Consider the following 17,164-nt stretch of genomic DNA (forward strand, 5'->3'; position numbering starts at 1 on the left):
CGTCGATCATGGCGCGCCCCGTCGCATCCTTCATCCCGCATGGAGCATTCATGATTCTGGAAATGGCATCGCTCGAAATCGATCCGTCGCAGGCCGAGCAATTCGAAGCGGCAGTTCGCCAGGCACTTCCGCTGTTTGCCCGCGCGCGCGGCTGCGGCGGCGCCGAACTGCACCGCGTGATCGAGCGCAGCGGCGGCTATCTGCTCGTCGTCAAATGGGAGACCGTCGACGATCACATGGTGCATTTCCGGCAATCGGACGACTTCCAGGCGTGGCGGCAACTGGCCGGGCCGTTCTTCAAGAGCCCGCCGCAAGTCGTGCATACGGAAGTTGCAGTGAAGTAATCGCGGCGAAGCCACAGCCGCGACGCGCCACCCGATCCGTCGCGGATGACGCCGCCTCGGCGCCCTGGCCGTTCGCCGTTCCGGCCCATCCGATTCCTTACGAGCCTTTCATGACCGTCGATCCCTCCGTCCGCTCCGCATTCATCCCGACCGGCAAGCTGCGCGCGTCGATCAATCTCGGCAATCCGATCCTCGCGAACCGCGACCCGGCCACGGGCGAGCCGTTCGGCGTATCGGTCGACCTCGCGCGCGCGTTTGCCGAGCGGTTGTCGGCCGAGCTCGAACTCGTCGTGTTCGACACCGCCGGCAAGTCGGTGCAGGCGCTGACCGAAGAACGCGCCGATTTCGGCTTCTTCGCGGTCGATCCGCTGCGCGGCGAAACGGTCGCGTTCACCGAACCGTACGTGCTGATCGAAGGCTTCTATCTGGTGCGCGACGATTCGCCGATCCGCGGCAATGCCGACGTCGATCAGCCGCACAATCGCGTGACCGTCGGCAAGGGCAGCGCGTACGACCTGTTCCTCACGCGCGAATTGAAAGCCGCGCAGATCGTGCGCGCGCCGTCGTCGCAGGCCGTCGTGTCGACGTTCGTCGAGCAGCAGCTCGAAGTCGCGGCGGGCGTGAAGCAGCAGCTCGAGGCCGACGCGGCGAAGACCACGGGCCTGCGCCTGCTCGGCGAGCGCTTCATGGTGATCCGCCAGGCGATGGGCGTACCGAAGAGCCGCGGCGAAGCGGCCGCCGCGTTGCTCGGCGCGTTCGTCGAGGAGATGAAGGCGTCGGGCTTCGTCGCGGATTCGCTGCGGCGGCATGGCATCGTCGGTGCGTCGGTCGCACCGCGCGCCTGATCGACGCATACGTCAAGTGATCCTCACGATGTTGTCGCGCCAGATCGGCGCTGCCAGTCGACGCCCTCGCGCCACCTCGTATCCGACACGTCGCTCGCGCGGCTGAACGTCGTCATCGACGTGCTTCGGCGCTGCACGGGATGTCGCCAATGGCTGCCGCCGTGCATGTTCATCACGCTGCGCGATGTCCCGCCGCCGTTGCGCCGGCCGGCGATCGAGGCGCGGCCGTCGCGGGGTGCGCGGGCGACGGGGACGCCGCGGCGCCCGGCCTGGCCGGCGGCTGCGGCGCGGGCGCGGAAGCAGACGCCGAATTCGGCGACGAGGCTGAAGAGGTCGAAGAGCCCGAAGGTGCCGACGAGCCCGGCTGGCTCGCATGCGCGCCCCCTGCCGAGCCCGACGCCGCGGGGCCGACAGGCGGCGGCGCGCGCAGTCCGCCGTCCAGCGAAGTCCGGCGAGCGGCCATGTCGGCCTGTTCGGCGCTGCGCTGCGCGGTGCGATCGGCGGACAGGCGCGCCGCTTCGGCATCCGGATTGATCGTGTTAACACGGATGCGTTCGATGTCGCCCACGCCCGCCAGCCGGTTCAACGGCACGTAGTCGGTGCGAAACACCAGTTCGACGCCGCTGCTCAGGTTGACGTCGGCGTGCGAACTCTCGGTCGTCTGGGTTCGGTCGGTCGACACGTAGCCGATCGTGCTCTGCACGTTGGCCTCCGCGCCCCAGGGCCCGAAGCGTGCGCCCCCGCTCACCCCCACCGTGTTGCGCGTGTCAAATTGCGAGCCGCGGTCGTTGGCGGCGGCGCTGCTCGCGTCGATATGAAAATTCATCGCGGCGTTGAGACGCCCGCTCTCGATGACGATGCGCTGCAACCCCATCTGCACCATCGTCGCGAGCAACTGCTGGCGGTTGCGGGCCAGCACCTGCTGGGCCAGCGGCACCAGACGCTCGGGATCGGAGGCCGGAACCGCATCGCCCGGCCCCAATCCCAGCGCGCTGCGCAACGCGGCTTCGGCCGGCGGGGTCGCGCCCGGGCGCAACGCCAAACGGGTCGCGGCATCGCGCTCGGCCTGCAGCTCCTGCTGGCGCTGATGGCGCTCGTCCGGCGGCAGGCCCGCCAGTTCGTCGGCGTCGTCCGCGGCCTCGTCGTCGCCGGTGACCTCGTAGGCGGTGGGGAAATGCTCGGCCAGCCATTGCCGCGCTCCGGCGATGCCCACGTTGCTGTCCGCGAAGCCTTCGGTGGTCTGCGCGACATTGCGGATCAGGTCGACGAACGCGGTCAGCTGTTGCTGGTTCGAATCGTTCATCGCCTTGAAGACGCCCGTGATCAGCTCGGTCACGAAGCGCGGGAACGACACCGCGTTGAGCACCGCCCGGGTGGTGCCGGCCATCCGGTCGATGGCGGTGCCCGAATACTCGGAACCCGCATTCTGCGCAACGGCCAGTGCCGTGCCGGGGCGCGCCGCGAGTTCGTGGTGGTCGAGCGCGATCGAGCCGATCCGTGCCAGTCCGGACGCGAGATCGCGGCGCATGGCCGGATCGAGCGCGCCGAAACCCTGCTGCGCGGACAGCAGTTCGCGGACACGGTGTCGAACGTCGGGCCGCGGCACCGGCGAACGCGCAAGAGGTGCGCTTGCCGCCATTTCAACCGCTCCGCCGCATGGCGTGCGGCCGCGATGGCGACGGCACGCCTGCCGCCGTCGGTTCCCGGATTGCGCCGCCCGTGTCGCGACGGCCTGAGCAGCGCGGTTTCATGTCAGGTTCCGAGTGCCGCCCACGAGTTTGCCGGCGCGGCCGGGCGCGAAGCCTGCGGCACGGCGCGGCCGTCGTCCGAGGCGGAACGCGCCGCGCCGTCGGGCTTCTCGCCGAGACTGAGCGTCGCCTCGATCCAGTCGGCGGCGGAGGCGATCACCGGATTGTCCGTGCTCAGCAGCGGCGACGCGGCGCCCAGCCCATCCGCGACGTCCGCCAGCCACGCGATCACGGTCATCCCCGCCTTGCCGCGCCGCACATAGGCGGCGGGCGAGCGCGACGGCTGGCGCGAGAGCCGGTCGATGCCGGCGACCACGCCCCAGATGTCGCGCGCGGCGAAGCCTTGACGCAGGTCGGCATGGCCGAGGATCGCGAACGCGTCCCTGAGCATGCCGACGATCTCGCCGGCCATGAATGCGGTCACGCCGGTGCAGGCGGCGCCGAGGTTCTGCGCGAGAGCGCGGGCGGCATTGCGGACCCGCGCCTGCTGCCCGAGATCCCCGCGCGGGTCGGCGCTTGGCGTCTCGTCGAGCTTGTAGAGCGCCTCGCAAAGCTCGAGCATGCACTCCTCGAACGGGACGTTGCGCTCGGCATCCGCCGCGGCCGGGCCGTACGCAGTGCCAAACAATCGCGAATAGAACGCCGCGCGTTCGCCGGCCGCCAGCTTCTCGGCGCGGTGGCGCCACCAGTTGACGACCAGCGGCGCCGCGCCGCCAAGGTCGACGCCGACGGCACCGCTTGCGGACAAACCGGCGAGCGCCTCGACCGCGGGGATCACCCCCGCGGACTCGAGGTCGGCCGCCAGATAAAGCGACGCGAGCGCCCGCAGTTGCGCCTTGTCGATGCGTGCGGCAACGGGATCGGGGATCGCGATGTCGCCGAGTTCGTCGAGCGCGAACGCGAGGCCGTGTGCGGTCGCACGCTCGACGAGCCGCTCCCCCGACCGGATGGCCGCCGCGAGTCCGGCATCCGCCGGCGGGGCGATGAGCATGCGCGCCATGATTCAGTGCTGCCCGGCGGGCAAACCGGCGGCGGGGGCCGGCTTGTTGGGGTTGTACGGCGTCGAGTTGCCCTGGATCACCGACATCATCTCGGGCGTCGCCATCTTCTCGAGCGGCAGGTAGTCGCTCTTGAAGTTGACGCGCACCTCGCCCGAGAGCTTCGCTTTCACCTCGGCCTTCGATTCGCTCGTGTCGTCGAGCGCCGATCCGACGGTCGCCACGTGTTCCTGCTGCCCCTCGAACGCGGCGTCGGCGGAATACGGCGTGTACCAGCTGCCGTAATGGGCGTTGAGCGATTCCTTGTATTTCTGGCTTTCGCGGTCGTGCATCGACGCGGTGTAGGTGCGTTTCGCGGTGTCGCTCGCGCGCATGTCGAATACCACCTTGGCGTTGATCGACCCGTCGGTGACGACGATGCGATTGATGCCGAGCATGACCATCGACGACAGCAGCTGCTGCCGCTGCTTCGCCATCTGCAGGCGCGCCGCGGTGACGAGGCGCAGCTCGGATTTGTCGTCGGACAGATCGGTCACCGGCGGATCGAGGTTGTAGTTCCGGCTGATCTCGGCAAGCCGCTGCTGCGCGTTGTCGCCCTGCGCCACCAGCCGCGTCGGGGCCGCCGCCGCGGCCGCGCCGGCGCTGTCCGCGTCGAACGCGTCGGCGCCTTCCTGCGCCTGCACCGACAGCACGTCCGGGAACGAATCGGCGAGATAGTCGCGGCCGGCGCCCTCGCTGATGTTGTCGCTCATGAACTGCGCGGTGGTCTTGGCGACGTTGGCGATCAGCTCGCCATACGCGCGCATCTGCTCGATCGAGCTTTCGACGATCGCCTGGAACACGTTCTTGATCAGTCCTCCTACGAATTTCGGAAAATCGACCTTCTGCACCATCTGGCCGAACTGCTCGACGCCCTGCTTCACCGCACCGGCCTGGAAGTCCTTGCCGGCGAAGCCGGGATCCTGCGCGAGCTGGCGCTTGGTCGCGGTGACGGGATCGTCGGCCAGCGTCGCGGCGGCCGGCGCCGGCCGAGGTTGCGGCTGCGCGATCGGGTGCGCGAGGCCGGTGGGCGGCAATTCGCCGTTCGCCTCGCGCTCGGCGATCTCGGCATGCACGCCGTTCGGATCCGCCAGGTAAGCGAGCACCCGCACCGTATCCGCGGCGATGCGGCGGCGCTCGTCGTCGGGCAGGTCGAGGAACGACGGAATCGCGGTCAGCAGGCGGCGTACCTCGGGCCGCGTCGCGTCGAACGCGGCGGCGCTCGTGGGCGGCCGCACCGGGTGAAGCGCGTCGGGGGAAGCGGGCGGGCGCATGGCTCAGTTTCCCTTGGCCGCCGCCGGAGCCGGAGCCGAAGCCGCCGCTGCCGGGGCAGACGCCGCGGCGGGTGCGGCCGCGGCCGGCGGCGTTTTCGGACTGGGCAGCACGTTGGGATCGGCCGGCGTCGCGTTGCCGGTGATGGTGGCGATCATCTGCGGCGTCGCCATCTTGTCGAGCGGCAGGTAGTCGCTCTTGAAATTGACGTCGACCGCGCCCGACATCTGGATCTTGGTCTGCATCGCCGCGTTGCTGGTTTCGGACGCGGCGGTCGACGCGGTGACGATCGGCTTGTTCTCGTATTCGTAGTCGCCCTTCGCGTAATAGTCGGCGCTGTACTGGCGGCCGTTGTCCTTGTCGTTGCTGGAATCGTACTTGCCGCCGCGATCGTAGGTGCCCTTGCCCGCGTAGGTCGACTGGACGTTGCCGTCCTTGTCGCGGGCGAGGTCGACCGCGCTGGCGCTGCGCTGCTTGGTGAGCGTGTCCTGCGCGCGCACGTCGTAGATGATCTTCGCCGAGATCTTGCCGTCGGTGACGACGATGCGGTTGATGCCCATCAGCACGATCGAGGCCAGCATCTGCTGGCGCTGCTTGGCGAGCTGCATCTTGAAGCGGTTGACGATGGCCAGCTCGGAGGCCTCGTCCGACAGGTCGAAGGTGTCGCCGTCGCCCATCTGCAGGCGGGCACGCACGGTCTTCGACGCCTCGTCGGGGTCGACCCCGTCGCGCACCTGCACGCGCGGGCTCGGCGTATCGCCGCTGTCGTCCATGCCGATCTCGAACAGGTCGGGAAACTGGCCGACCATGTGATCGCGCGCCTGGTTCTCGGTCACATGTTCGTCGGCGAACTGGCCGAGCGATTTCGCCACCTGCGCGATCATTTCCTGATACGCCTTCATCTGCTCGATCGAGCTGTGCGTGATCGACTGGAACACGCCGCTGATCAGGCTCGCGACGAAGGTCGGAAACTTCACCTGGTTCAGCAGCTCGCCTGCGACCGCCGCGCCCTCGCGCGCGGCCGACGCGGTGAACTTGGACTTGCCGATGTCCTCGACTGCCTTGTTGTGGACGTTGAAATCCTGCTCGTGCGCCGAATGATCCGTGTTGTCGTCGAGCGCGCGCGCCGTGGCGGTGCCCAGCCCGCCCGGGATTTCATTGCCGGCGAACCCTTCGGGGCGGGCCAGATAGTCGGCGATCAATGCGGTGTTGCGCGCGATGTCGCGGCGATCGGCGTCGGGCATCGCGTTGAATGCCTGCGACCGGGTCAGCATCTGCGCGACGCCGTGGCGCACTTCGTCGGCCGGCACCGGCGCCGGCGCCGGCGGCATATGGCGCGGGGCGGCCGCGGCGGCGCTGGGCGGTGGCGCGATCGGCGTGGAACGGGCGGCTTGCGGGAACATGGCGACCTCGCGGGAAACGCGTGACGAAGCGATTCAGTTGGCCTGGGCAGGCGCGTCCACAGGCAGTTCGAACTCGATGGGGCGCAGGTAGAGACTCACCCGCGCCGGGCAGGCCGCGTCCGTGCGCAAGCTGATGATCGAGAAGCGGCCCGGCCAGTGCGCGTCCTCCGGCGTGAACGCGCCCATCCATCGCTCGAGCGCCTGCAGCCCGCGCGGACGCTCGGCGAGCCCCATCGTCAGCAGGCTGAGGAACGCCGGCGGCACGTCGGGGATCGCCGAGAGCAGCACGTAGAGCTCGAAATCCGGCCCGTCCGGACCGAGCCCGAACGCGAGCAGCGCGCCATGCGGCGGCAGGTCGAACCGCCCGCCGAGCACCAGCCCCAGAAGCTGCATGATGCCGGGAAGCCGATGGCCGATGCCGAGCGCATCCATGACCGGCTGCAGATCGGCGAGCCGCAGCGCCCGGGTGCACGCGAACGTGAGCCGCTGGCCGCCGAGATCGCGCTGGGCCGCCATCGTGGTAAAGAGCGGCTTGAGCCCGGGCACCATCCACAGCGCGGCCTGGACGACGCCGGCCAGGTCGCGGGGCAGGTTCTCGATCGTGCCGGCGTCGCCGGGCAGCTCGTAGTACACCTTGGACGCATAGAGCCCGTCGCGGTCGTAGCTGGAGCCGAAGAACGCGCCGTAATCGAGGTTGCCGCCCGGCCGCGCGAAGCCGCGGAACGGCTCGCTCGCCTGGTCGAACCAGTGCAGCGCTTCGCGGCCGATGAAGTCCCGGATCAGCTTGCGCATTTCGCGGGTCGACTCGTCGCGCCGGTCGATCGCGGACGCCTCCGGCGGCAACGGCTCGATCGTGAAGCGCAGCTTGCCCGGCTGGCTTTCCGAGAAGCTGGGCTCGAACGGTACCGCCATCGGCATCAGCGCGTTGTCGCGAAACCGCAGATCGTCGGCGCCGTCGCCGAACGTGCGCAGGAACAGGTCGCGCGACGGCGCGAATGGATCGGCGGTGCCAAGGCTTCGCGCGGCGCTTTTCAGGCGTCGTTCGACCCGGGCGACGACCGGTTCGCGGGATGTGGTCATGGGCATGGCTCGGCTCCGGCAGGGTTCGGGAATGGCGCAGCGCACGCAACGCCGGTTCAGTGCGGACGGTTCGCGTAATAGCTCGCCCCGTTGTGCGTGCCGACGCCGTAGCCCGCCTTCACCGGCACGCCCGCCCCCAGGCCGATGCCGGCGCCGATATCGCCGACGCCGTCCAGCATCTCGCGCGCCATCGCCGGGATCGGCACGGGCTTCGACGTCATCTGCGGCGCCTCGCGCGGCTGCGAGAACTGCTCGATCTGCGTATCGGTGGTCGCGGTATCGGCCAGCCACAGCTCGCACGCGTTGACCAGGTCGTAATCGGTCGGGTCGACGGTCGACTTGTGGTTCGACGAGACGTCGGGGTTGGCGATCTGGTCGATGCTGAGCAGCGGGCCGGTCGCCTTGTTGACGCGATCGACGTTGTTGGCCAGCCACGCGGTGATGATCGTGCCGCAGGTCGCCAGCGTGCGATAGCGCGAGCTGGTGCGCGCGCCGCCCAGATCGTAGGTCGCGACCTGGTCGATCACCTGCCACATGTCCTTGGCGCCGTAGCAGCCGCGGATCTCGGGGTCCTGCAGCAGGTCGATCATGAACTTGACCTGCGACTGGATCTCGCGCGCGGCGTAATGCGCCATGCCGTAGCCGTGCAGCGACAGGTTGCCGGCGAGATCGCGGGCGGCCTTGCGCACCTGCTGGTGGTTGATCGGATTCGGCACGCTCGCGCGCAGCAGCGAGTCGACTTCGGTCTGGCGCACGAACGACGAAACCGACGACACGAAGCGGATCCACAAGTCGTTGAATTCGCGGTTGCCGGCCGTATTCGGATCGCCGCCCGGCACGCCGAGCGTGATCGCCGCGAAATTCTTGCGCTCCTGCTCGGAGATGCGGTTCGGCGTTTCGCGCCAGTAGCGATAGAGCAGCTTGCCGGCATTGCCCGGGCCGATCGGCAGCGTGCCGTGCTGGAACTGCTCGACGATGCGGTCGACCACCTGGAACACTTTGAGCTCGTCGAACATCGCGGCGACGATCATCGGGCCCATCACGCGCACGTTGTCGGCAACGATGTTCGCGTCCTCCAGATCCTCGAGGTTCGGCAGGTCGATGCCGAGATCGGCGATCGCGTCCTCGCCGCCGATGTTCTGGACGGTGTTCAGCTCCTCGTTGATGCGGCGACGCAACTGCGGTTCGTCGGCCTGGATCTTGCGCGCCTGCAGGCCGCGCATCACGCGTGCGAATTCGGTGGTGACCACCCCAGGCTGCTCGCCGCCGCGGCCGTCGGGATCGCCCTCGATGCACAGCAGCGCCAGCACCCGCTGCGCCAGCGCGCCGTACGAATTGGCCTCGCCCACCGCCGCGAAAAACTGGCGGGTAAAGGTGTTCATCAGCACGTTGTCGTCGTCCGGCACGGTCTTGCCGTCTACGACCTTCACGGGCGGCGGCGTGGCCCCGTCCACCGAGAGGATGCCCAGCACCAGCGCGACGAGCGTGATCGACGCGGCCTCCGGGTCCGAGCCGTTCGCGCCATTGGCGCCGCTCGCGTCGCCCGCGTCGAACACCAGCTGGCCGTTGATCTCGGAGAGCAATGGCGGGTTGACCAGCGACTTGCTGGCCAGCAGTTCGCGGGTGGCGACGAACAGCGGATCGCACACTTCCGGAACGCCGTCGGACGGCTTCGTGTCGTAGACGACCGCGAGGATGGCCTTGCACAGCGCGAGCTGCTCCCGCTCGGCGGCGACCGGCGGCCGCTTCAGCGACTCGAGCCGGTTGACGATATCGACCAGCCCGTCGCGTGCCCGGGTCTCGAGGTCGACGAGGTCGAGGAAGCGGACTTGATGATTGACATGAAACATTTAACTTCTCCTTGAAATCCGGTCGGTTCGAGGGGATGAACGGGATCCGGTGCGCACGTCAGCCGTCGTCGGCGCTTCCTTCCTTGCCCATGCAACCGTCGTCGCCCGCCGCGTCATAGGCGTCGATGCGGCCGGACAGCCCCTGCAGCGCCGCTGCCGCGTCGAGAATGCCGGCGCCGCAGCCGTCGGCCGCGCCGGGCGCGAACGGGCGCGCGGCGGCAACGAGCAGATCGCGCACCGTCGCGCCGTCGAGCGGATAGGCGCGACGCTGCGCGTATGCGACGAGCAGCGCCGCGGCGCCCGCGACGAACGGCGCGGCGAAACTGGTGCCGGTCGCAAGCTGATAAGCCTCGATCGCGGTCGTCAGCACCTGTTCGCCGGGTGCGCACAGCGCGACGTGCGGGCCGCGCGTCGAGAACGGGGCCGGCCGGCCGTCGTCGCCCACGGCGCCGACCGCGATCACCTGCGGGTAGGCGGCGGGCCAGTAGCGGCTCACGCTGCCGTTGTTGCCGCTCGCGGCAATGAGGATGCAGCCGCGCGCGGCGGCGTACGCGACCGTGTCGGCGTGCGGTTTCGGGCGGTTGGCGGCGATCGTCGCATCGTCGGTGCCGAAGCTCATGTTGATGATCTTCGCGCCGAGGTCGACCGCGAGCTTGAGCGCGCGATCGAGATCGGCGATCGCGCCGAGCCCGATCGCGTGCGCCTTGCCCGGCAAACGGGCAGCGGCCAGCGCGCGCATCGGCAAGATGCGGCAGTCGCCGCCGAGCCCGCGCGGCATCGCCACGCCCTCCGCCGCGATGATCCCCGCGCAGCCCATGCCGTGACCGACGAAGCGGTCTTCGGGAAAATCGCCGCGATGACCGTGACCGCTCAGCAGTTGCACGCCCGGCGACAGATCGCCGGGCTCCAGCCGCACCGTATCGGCGCCCGCGCGGAATGCGTGGGCGAATTCGGGATGCTGGCGGGCGATGCCGCTGTCGATGAGACCGACCGTGACGCCGCTGTCGCCCGGCTCGATCGCGTGCGCGTCGGCCATGCGCACCAGCGCGCGCGCATCCTGCGCCACCCGCGCGGCCGGCGGCACGGGCGCCAGGCGGCCGGGCGCGTCCATCGGGACCGTCGCCACGTAGTTGGGCGTCACGCTTTCCACGGTCGCGAGCTGGGCGAGCGCGTCGCAGAGTTCGCCGATCGGCGTGCCGGCCGGCACGCGCAACAGCAGCGTGCGGGCCATGCCGGTCATCTGTTCGATCGCGTCGTATCCGAGGTGCGCGTGCCCGGGCACCCAGCGCCTGGCTGCCGCGCTGAACGGGCGCACTGCGAGAAAGCGGCCGGCGAACGCGGCCACGATGCGGTCGACCGGGCCGCCGTCGATGCATTGCGCGGCGGCCAGCGCGCCGCGCGTCACGTCGCGGATCGACGGCACGTGCTCGGGCGCTTCGCCGAGCGCCAGCTTGACGAGCAGACTGGTCGGCAGGCTGAACTGACGCTCGCCGGGCGATGCCCAGGGCGTGCCGAGTGCATGGATCGTCATGGCCGCGCCTCCTCCTGACCGGGAACGGCCGCCAGCGTCATGGGCCTGGCCGCGGGCGCGGGCGTCGGCGCGAATGCGCTCAGGTCGAACGCCAGCGCGGCAGCATGCCGGCTCGTCGGCGAGACGGCGAGTTCGCCGGCCCACTGGTCGCGACCGGGCGCGAGCAGCAGCTCGTCGTCCGTCGATTGCAATACCGCGACCGGGCGATTGCCGATCCGCACCAGCGGCGCGTGCGTGCCGTTGACGAGGTTGCGCCCGATCACGCGCAGCAGCGGCGACGCGTCGGGCTGCGCATCGGTGGCGGGCGCCACGGGCTCGACCCGCTCGACGCTCGGCGCGGACGCCCGGTCGAGCGCCCGGCGCAGCCGGTCCACGGACAGATTGGTGACGCGGCCGATCGCATGCACCATGTCGCGCTGTTCGGCCTGCCGGAATTGCCGGACCGTGCGCACGCCGGCCCATTCCAGCCGTTTGCGGTCCTCGGCCGAGAGCTCGTCGCCCAGCGCGTCGAGCGGCTGGTCCTTGCTGTCCTCGGACAGCGCGATCGCGTTTTCCTCGATCGCCGGCCGCGTGATGGTCGTGAAGACGAGATGGAACGTGCTGCTGTCGGTGTCGCCCGGGCCGGCGGGGCGAATCCAGACTTCGCTTTCGACGAATTCGACATGGGCGCGCAAGTCGAGGTTGACGTCCTTGATCGCGAAAGTCAGCGGCAGGTTGAGGTTGCGCGCCTTGATCGCCATCGCCGCCTGCGCGTTGTCGAGCTGGCTCTGCACGGCCTGGATGAAATCCTCGAGGCGCAGGCTGGCGTTGCTGTTCATCGCCCCGCTCCGTCGATCGGCACGGCTTCGAGGACGATCGCGAGCCGCGCCGGCTCCGGATCGAAGGCCGTGCGGGTCAGGAACTGCGGCAGGTCGCCGACCAGCTCGATGCCGTCGGCGCCCCGCGCGACGCGCAGGTCGAGCGGCAGCTCCATGGCCACCGAGCGCACCCGCAACCCCTGCGCCGCGCCCGCGGTCAGCTGTTCGGCAACGTCGGCGAACGCGCCCAGCGTCTCGCCCAGCGGCCGCGGCGAAATCATGTCGTTTCTCCCCGGGCGGATGCGGGTCGCGTAGCGGGAGCGGCCGGTGCGCCAGGCACGGCGGGCGTCGCGGACGCGGCCGGCAATGCCGGCGCGGCGGCGGGCGCCGGTGTCGCCGCAGGCGCGAGTACGGGCGCCGCCGCCGGTGCCGCGGGCGGGGTGCCCGTCGCCGCCGGCGGCGCGATCCGCGCCGCCGGCCGGCTGTGGCGCTCCAGCAGATTGCGCGACGCCTCGTCGACGAAACGGTCGAGCGGCAGCGTCTCCGATGCGAAATTGATGCTCACCTTCCCGGTCAGCGTCGCCTTGAGATCGGTGTCGGTCTGCGCATTGACCGCGACGGTCGAGACCGTGGTGACGACATCGCCCGACGTGCCGCGTCCGCCCCAGGTCGTCTGTCCCGACGACGGGTCGTTCGACGTCGCGTACTGCACGGCGGCCCGGTCGCGCGCCTTGGCCTGGAAATTGAGGCTGGCCGCGATCGTGCCGTCCTTGACCACGACCCGTTGCATGCCGAGCAGCACCATCGTCGACAGCGTCGACAGCCGATGCTGCGCGACGCGCTCGCGGGCGTGGGGCAGCACCACCGATTCGAGCGTCTGGGTGTCGAACGCGCCGTCGGCCGCACCGAAATCGGCGAGCCATGCGGGCGCGGGCGTCGTGTCGTCGTCGCCGGGCCGGGCCACCGGCGCGAGGCGGTATTCGCCGCCGTCCTGCACCAGCGTCACGTCGTGCGGATACTGCTCGACCAGCCATGCGCGCGCCTGTCCGTCGGTCACGTTCTCCTGCGTGAACTGGTCCAGCGGCTTGGCCACCGCGCCGACCAGGTCCGCGAAACTCTCCACTTGCTTGATCGAGCTGTCGACGATCGCGTCGTACGTGCCATGCACCAGGCTCGCGACGAAGGTCGGAAAGTCGATCGCATCGGCCAGCGCCGCCGCACGCCGGCCGATGGCGTCCGTCGCCTTCTCCTTGGGCGGCGTCGACGCGCCCGGCGCGCCGGACGCCCCGCCGCCGGCCGGCGCCGCTTGCGGCAGCACGCCGTCCTGCCTGCCCGGGTCGCTCGATCCGGAGCCGTCGACGATCTCGCGGCCGAATGCGTCGCGAGCAAGTGCCACCGCGGGCGTTACCGCGCCGCGTGGTGGCGGAGGGGGGATGAGGCGGGCCATCGCGCGTGTCCCTCGAGGGTCAGGCAGGTTGCGGTTCGCGCGGCGCGGGCTGCGTGCCGCTTGCCGGAAGCGGCGTCGCGCCGTCGGCGCCGTGCACGGTCTGGAAGCGGCCGTCGCCGTTCAGCACCACCTCCGTCACCCCGACCTGCTCCTCCTCGCCGGCATGCCGGAACGTGGTGGTGATACGCAGCGTGACGCTCGCCCGCTCGGGGGTTCCCGAACCGCGGCCGATATCGGCGCGCACGAACGCGGTCCAGCCGTCGAGCATCTGCCCCTGGGCCGCGGCGATCGTCACGTCGCCGACCGCGCCGCCCTGCCACGCCCAGTCGATCGACACCGGCGCCGACGTGCGGCCGCTCGGCCCGTCGATGTACGGCCAGTCGTCGAGCGTGATGCGCTGACCCGCCATGCGCGGCTGCCCCGCGCCGCCCGCCAGCGCGTTGGCGGGCTGGACCAGCCCCGCCAGCTGCGCGAGATCGTAGCTGCGCCCGTCTCGGCTCTCGGTGCGCCGGGTCAGGGTCACGCCGAGGCCGAATTCGCCGCCCGCGGACGGCGGCTCGATGCCGAGCGCGTAACCCGCGCCCGCCGCGCTGCCGCGATTGATCGTGTGGCCGAACGTGCCGCCCGAATGCATGAGCTGGATCACGCCGATGCCGGCCGCCGCCTCGAATTCCGACACGAAATCCTCGTAGGTCATGATGTAGCGGCTGCCGGTCGCGTGGGTCGGCGGCAGGGTCCGCGCGCCGGGATGGCCCGGCGTGCCGACCACGCGGTCGAGCGGATCGGTGATCCGCACGAAATACGCGTCGCCGCTGCGATACATGCCCGTCACCACCACCGCATGGAAGAAGTTGACCGGCGCACGCACGACTTCGGCAACCCAGATCGGCCCGTTCGCCTCCAGCAGCCGCCGAAAGCCTTCGGGCGCGAAGCACGCGTTGGGCTCGACCGTGAGGGTCGACGCGGCGGCGAACCCCGCCACTTCGGCCGGCGCCAGGCCGTCCCGCATCTGGCGCTCGAGGCTGATGCAGCGCGCCAGCAGCGCCGGATCGACACTCTGGTTGTCGCGCCAGCCGAGCACCATCGACGCGGCCGTCGCCCAGCACCCCATGTCGGTGGGCTGCGGCGTCATCTGCACGTCGTCCCAGTTCACCGTCCAGTCGTCGGCCCCCAGCGCGCGCGCGGCGCCCGGCGCGACCGCCAGCGCCTGGCTCATGCCGAAAAAGCCGCGGCTCGGGATCGGCGCCTTCAGATGACCGACGTATGCAAGCGTTCCAGGGGCCATCGTGCCGGTCGACAGGCTGGCGAGATCGCCCGGCGGCACCCAGTGAGGCGGCACGGTCACGATCGGCCTGCCTGCGTCCTGGAACGACTGGGCGACCAGTTGCGAGCAGAAGAAGTTGTCGGTGTCGGCGCCGTCTCCGAGTTCGATGCGGCCGACGAAGCGGCGGCAGCGCTCCGCCGCGTCGCCCGACAGCAGGTCGCATGCGCGACGGTCGATCAGATAGCTGCCGCAGCGGACCAGCCCGACGTAGTTGAAACCGCGATCGAGATAGCGCGCGGCGGCATCGGCGACCTGCCGCTGCTGCGTATCGGTCAGGCCCGGCACCCGGAACGCGACCGCGAGGCGCGCATCGGCCAGCGCATCCGCGAGCGGACGCAGCTGAACGCCGCCGGGAATCGCCTCGATCACCTGCCCGCCTTGGCCGACGTAGAGCATCGCGTGGCTGACCTCGGCGCCGGAGCCCGCGCGAATGACGCCGGAGCCCGGATTGCCGGTGGTGCTGAGAATGATGTCGCCGATCTCCAGTGCGTCGGTGCCGATCGACAGCCCGCCGACGCCGGGGTCGAGCGGAATGTCGTCGCCGAGGCCGCGGGCGGCGAGCCCCAGCGCCTGGCCGGCCGCTTGCGGCTGGCAGGTGCGGCTGGTGACCAGCCGCATGAAGTAGTCCCAGTCCCAGTTGCCGTCGGGGCACGCCGTATGGCCGGTCGAGGTGTCGGCCTCGCGATGGCCCATGATCGTCGTGCGATTGATCGGCAGTTGATATTTGTCGCACAGCGACGCGACCAGCGCGGCCGAGGTTTCGTACTGAAGCTGGGTCGGCGCCAGCGCGTCGAAATGCTGGACGGTGCCGTTGCGACGCGGGTAGTCGGCGCCGCCGCGCTTCACCGCGATGTGTTCGATGCCGATGCTGCGCTGGTTCGAGCCCTTGCAGTGCCATGCCGTGTCGGCCTCGGAGACGAACTGGACGACTTCGCCCTCCTGCCCGACCAGATAATGCGCACTCACCTTCGAGGTGGCATTGGTGAAGGTATTCACCACGCGCTGGACGGTGGGTACGTCGGCGATGTGAATGATGATGCGATCGATCGTCTTGCTGCCGCGTCCCTCGTCGAAATTCGGGCTGGCCGCGGTGCGCGTGACGAGGCTGTTCTCGCGCGCGCCCAGCGCCAGCGCGCTGGCCGTCGCGGGCGGCTCGGCGCCCGCATCGTCGTCGCTGTACGGCGGCGTATCGATGCCGTAGGCTTCCGGGTCGTCGCTCAGGGCGCGCGACCACGCGAGCGACGACGACGTGGCAATCGTGCCCGCCGCGGCGCGCGAAACACCGACGAAGATGCTCACCGGGCTGCCGACGCTGACGCCGGCCGACAACGTGACGCCGACGAATTCGCCGCGGGCGTTGAACAGCGCCGAGATGCCGCCGGCCGCGCTTTCGCCGACCATCACGCCGGCGGTCGTGCCGGTGCCCGAGAAGTCGTCGATATGGCCGCGCAGCAGGCTGATCTGGCCGGTGAGGCTCGCCGACACGATGTAGCCGAAGTCGAGCTCGCCCGACACGAACACGCCGATGTCGTCGCCATTGGCGTCGAAGATGACGCCGACCGCGCCCGAGGCCCCGGATTCCATTCCGGCGCCCGCGCCCGCGCCGATCGAGACCGACAGGCCGTTGCGCATCGCGACCGGCAGCAGCAGCATCAGCGACGCGGTGGCCGGATTCGCGCTCAGGATCGCGCGCAGCGCGGCCCGCTCGACGGTCGACAGCTTGCGCGGCCGCGGCCAGGTAAAACTGCGTCGGTCGCCGGCGATGCGGAACTCGGCATCGTCGCTCATCCCTTGCGAGACGGGCGCCGGCGCGGTGGCGGGCGCCGGGTGCGCGGCCGGTGCCGGCGCCGGCGCCAGGGGCTTCGCCTCGACGGGTGTTGCAGCATTCAGCGGCGGAAGCGGACCGAACCCGTCGTCGTAATGGACATCGTGGTGCGGCGCAACGGGTTCGACGGCCGGCCGCGGCGCGGCGGAAGCGGCGCCCGGCGCGGCAGGCGCCGGTACGGCGGTCGCGCCCGGCCGCGTGCCGTCGCCCGCCCAGTTCAACAGCGGACTCCTGGCGGCGGCGCCACCGCGCGTCGGGAACACGCGGACCCTGCGCAACCCGCGATCGCTGAGCCCCGACAGCGACACGTACGGGCTGTCGGCATTCGGCAGCACGTCGATCGTCCACGCGTCGGCATCGGACGAAGCGGCCGTGGCGAGACCGAACCACAGGCGGCCCGCGCCCACGAAGCGCGCCAGCACCGCCGGCGGCACCATGTACACCGCTTCGCCGCGCGGGATCGCCAGCAGGCCGTCCTCGCGGCTGGTGTAGAACGTCGACGACGTGCGCCCGTCCTTGCGCGTGAACAGCGCGGGATCGGTGGCGATCACCAGTTCCGCGACGCACGGCGCGTGGCCGACGCGAATCGTGAAGCCCAGCATCGGGAAACGGTCGGTCAGGACCATGCGGTTGGGATGGAGTTGCGCTGCCATGTCGTGTC

General features: G+C 70.4%; 13 protein-coding genes. 2 read left to right on the plus strand and 11 right to left on the minus strand.

The genetic code is table 11. The annotated features are described in order from the left end of the window. Positions 1-50: 50 nt before the first annotated feature. Both WS45_RS18335 and WS45_RS18340 read left to right on the plus strand, forming a co-directional pair. Entirely contained in the window at positions 51-344 is a 294-nt protein-coding gene (locus WS45_RS18335) for an antibiotic biosynthesis monooxygenase family protein (protein ID WP_059690554.1), read from the plus strand. A gap of 110 nt (positions 345-454) precedes the next feature. Beyond that, positions 455-1,189, plus strand: a complete 735-nt coding sequence (locus WS45_RS18340) for an ABC transporter substrate-binding protein (protein ID WP_059690471.1) — start codon at positions 455-457, stop codon at positions 1,187-1,189. Positions 1,190-1,361: 172 nt separating this feature from the next. Here the strand turns inward: WS45_RS18340 and WS45_RS18345 are convergent, their stop codons facing one another. From WS45_RS18345 to WS45_RS18395, 11 genes are all read right to left on the minus strand, one after another. Further along, positions 1,362-2,576, minus strand: coding sequence for a hypothetical protein (locus WS45_RS18345; protein ID WP_179950376.1), 1,215 nt, complete (start codon positions 2,574-2,576; stop codon positions 1,362-1,364). 365 nt (positions 2,577-2,941) lie between these two features. Further along, positions 2,942-3,937, minus strand: a complete 996-nt coding sequence (locus WS45_RS18350) for a hypothetical protein (RefSeq protein WP_059700976.1) — start codon at positions 3,935-3,937, stop codon at positions 2,942-2,944. Positions 3,938-3,940: 3 nt separating this feature from the next. Further along, positions 3,941-5,248: a hypothetical protein gene (locus WS45_RS18355; protein ID WP_063896544.1), complete on the minus strand. Its 1,308-nt coding sequence runs from the start codon at positions 5,246-5,248 to the stop codon at positions 3,941-3,943. A 3-nt stretch (positions 5,249-5,251) separates the two neighbouring features. Next, on the minus strand, positions 5,252-6,649 hold the full coding sequence (locus tag WS45_RS18360; RefSeq protein ID WP_059700978.1) for a hypothetical protein: 1,398 nt from the start codon (positions 6,647-6,649) through the stop codon (positions 5,252-5,254). A 33-nt stretch (positions 6,650-6,682) separates the two neighbouring features. Next, positions 6,683-7,729 carry a hypothetical protein gene (locus WS45_RS18365; protein ID WP_257140528.1) on the minus strand — a complete coding sequence of 349 codons (1,047 nt, stop codon included), beginning with the start codon at positions 7,727-7,729 and terminating at the stop codon, positions 6,683-6,685. Positions 7,730-7,785: 56 nt separating this feature from the next. Next, positions 7,786-9,579 carry a hypothetical protein gene (locus WS45_RS18370; RefSeq protein WP_059700980.1) on the minus strand — a complete coding sequence of 598 codons (1,794 nt, stop codon included), beginning with the start codon at positions 9,577-9,579 and terminating at the stop codon, positions 7,786-7,788. Between the two features lie 58 nt (positions 9,580-9,637). Next, entirely contained in the window at positions 9,638-11,110 is a 1,473-nt protein-coding gene (locus tag WS45_RS18375) for a S8 family peptidase (protein ID WP_059700981.1), read from the minus strand. Next, positions 11,107-11,928, minus strand: coding sequence for a hypothetical protein (locus WS45_RS18380; protein WP_059535974.1), 822 nt, complete (start codon positions 11,926-11,928; stop codon positions 11,107-11,109). The genes WS45_RS18375 and WS45_RS18380 overlap by 4 nt, the downstream gene beginning before the upstream one ends. After that, positions 11,925-12,188 (minus strand): hypothetical protein, encoded by a 264-nt coding sequence (locus tag WS45_RS18385; RefSeq protein WP_059535972.1) that lies wholly within the window; start codon positions 12,186-12,188, stop codon positions 11,925-11,927. The genes WS45_RS18380 and WS45_RS18385 overlap by 4 nt, the downstream gene beginning before the upstream one ends. Then, positions 12,185-13,303 (minus strand): hypothetical protein, encoded by a 1,119-nt coding sequence (locus WS45_RS35685; RefSeq protein ID WP_059700982.1) that lies wholly within the window; start codon positions 13,301-13,303, stop codon positions 12,185-12,187. Before WS45_RS35685 ends, WS45_RS18385 begins: the two co-directional genes overlap by 4 nt. 70 nt (positions 13,304-13,373) lie before the next feature. Next, positions 13,374-17,156 (minus strand): N-acetylmuramoyl-L-alanine amidase, encoded by a 3,783-nt coding sequence (locus tag WS45_RS18395; protein WP_257140529.1) that lies wholly within the window; start codon positions 17,154-17,156, stop codon positions 13,374-13,376. Positions 17,157-17,164 lie beyond the last annotated feature (8 nt).

This window comes from Burkholderia sp. RF2-non_BP3 (assembly GCF_001522185.1).
Taxonomy (GTDB): Bacteria; Pseudomonadota; Gammaproteobacteria; order Burkholderiales; family Burkholderiaceae; genus Burkholderia; species Burkholderia diffusa.

Bases quoted from the DNA above. Each gene is read 5' to 3' on its own strand.
- WS45_RS18385 (WP_059535972.1), bottom strand. From the start codon at position 12,188: ATGATTTCGCCGCGGCCGCTGGGCGAGACGCTGGGCGCGTTCGCCGAC.
- WS45_RS18375 (WP_059700981.1), bottom strand. From the start codon at position 11,110: ATGACGATCCATGCACTCGGCACGCCCTGGGCATCGCCCGGCGAGCGT.
- WS45_RS18380 (WP_059535974.1), bottom strand. From the start codon at position 11,928: ATGAACAGCAACGCCAGCCTGCGCCTCGAGGATTTCATCCAGGCCGTG.
- WS45_RS18360 (WP_059700978.1), bottom strand. From the start codon at position 6,649: ATGTTCCCGCAAGCCGCCCGTTCCACGCCGATCGCGCCACCGCCCAGC.
- WS45_RS18395 (WP_257140529.1), bottom strand. From the start codon at position 17,156: ATGGCAGCGCAACTCCATCCCAACCGCATGGTCCTGACCGACCGTTTC.
- WS45_RS18370 (WP_059700980.1), bottom strand. From the start codon at position 9,579: ATGTTTCATGTCAATCATCAAGTCCGCTTCCTCGACCTCGTCGACCTC.
- WS45_RS18340 (WP_059690471.1), top strand. From the start codon at position 455: ATGACCGTCGATCCCTCCGTCCGCTCCGCATTCATCCCGACCGGCAAG.
- WS45_RS18350 (WP_059700976.1), bottom strand. From the start codon at position 3,937: ATGGCGCGCATGCTCATCGCCCCGCCGGCGGATGCCGGACTCGCGGCG.
- WS45_RS18355 (WP_063896544.1), bottom strand. From the start codon at position 5,248: ATGCGCCCGCCCGCTTCCCCCGACGCGCTTCACCCGGTGCGGCCGCCC.
- WS45_RS18335 (WP_059690554.1), top strand. From the start codon at position 51: ATGATTCTGGAAATGGCATCGCTCGAAATCGATCCGTCGCAGGCCGAG.
- WS45_RS18365 (WP_257140528.1), bottom strand. From the start codon at position 7,729: ATGACCACATCCCGCGAACCGGTCGTCGCCCGGGTCGAACGACGCCTG.
- WS45_RS18345 (WP_179950376.1), bottom strand. From the start codon at position 2,576: ATGGCCGGCACCACCCGGGCGGTGCTCAACGCGGTGTCGTTCCCGCGC.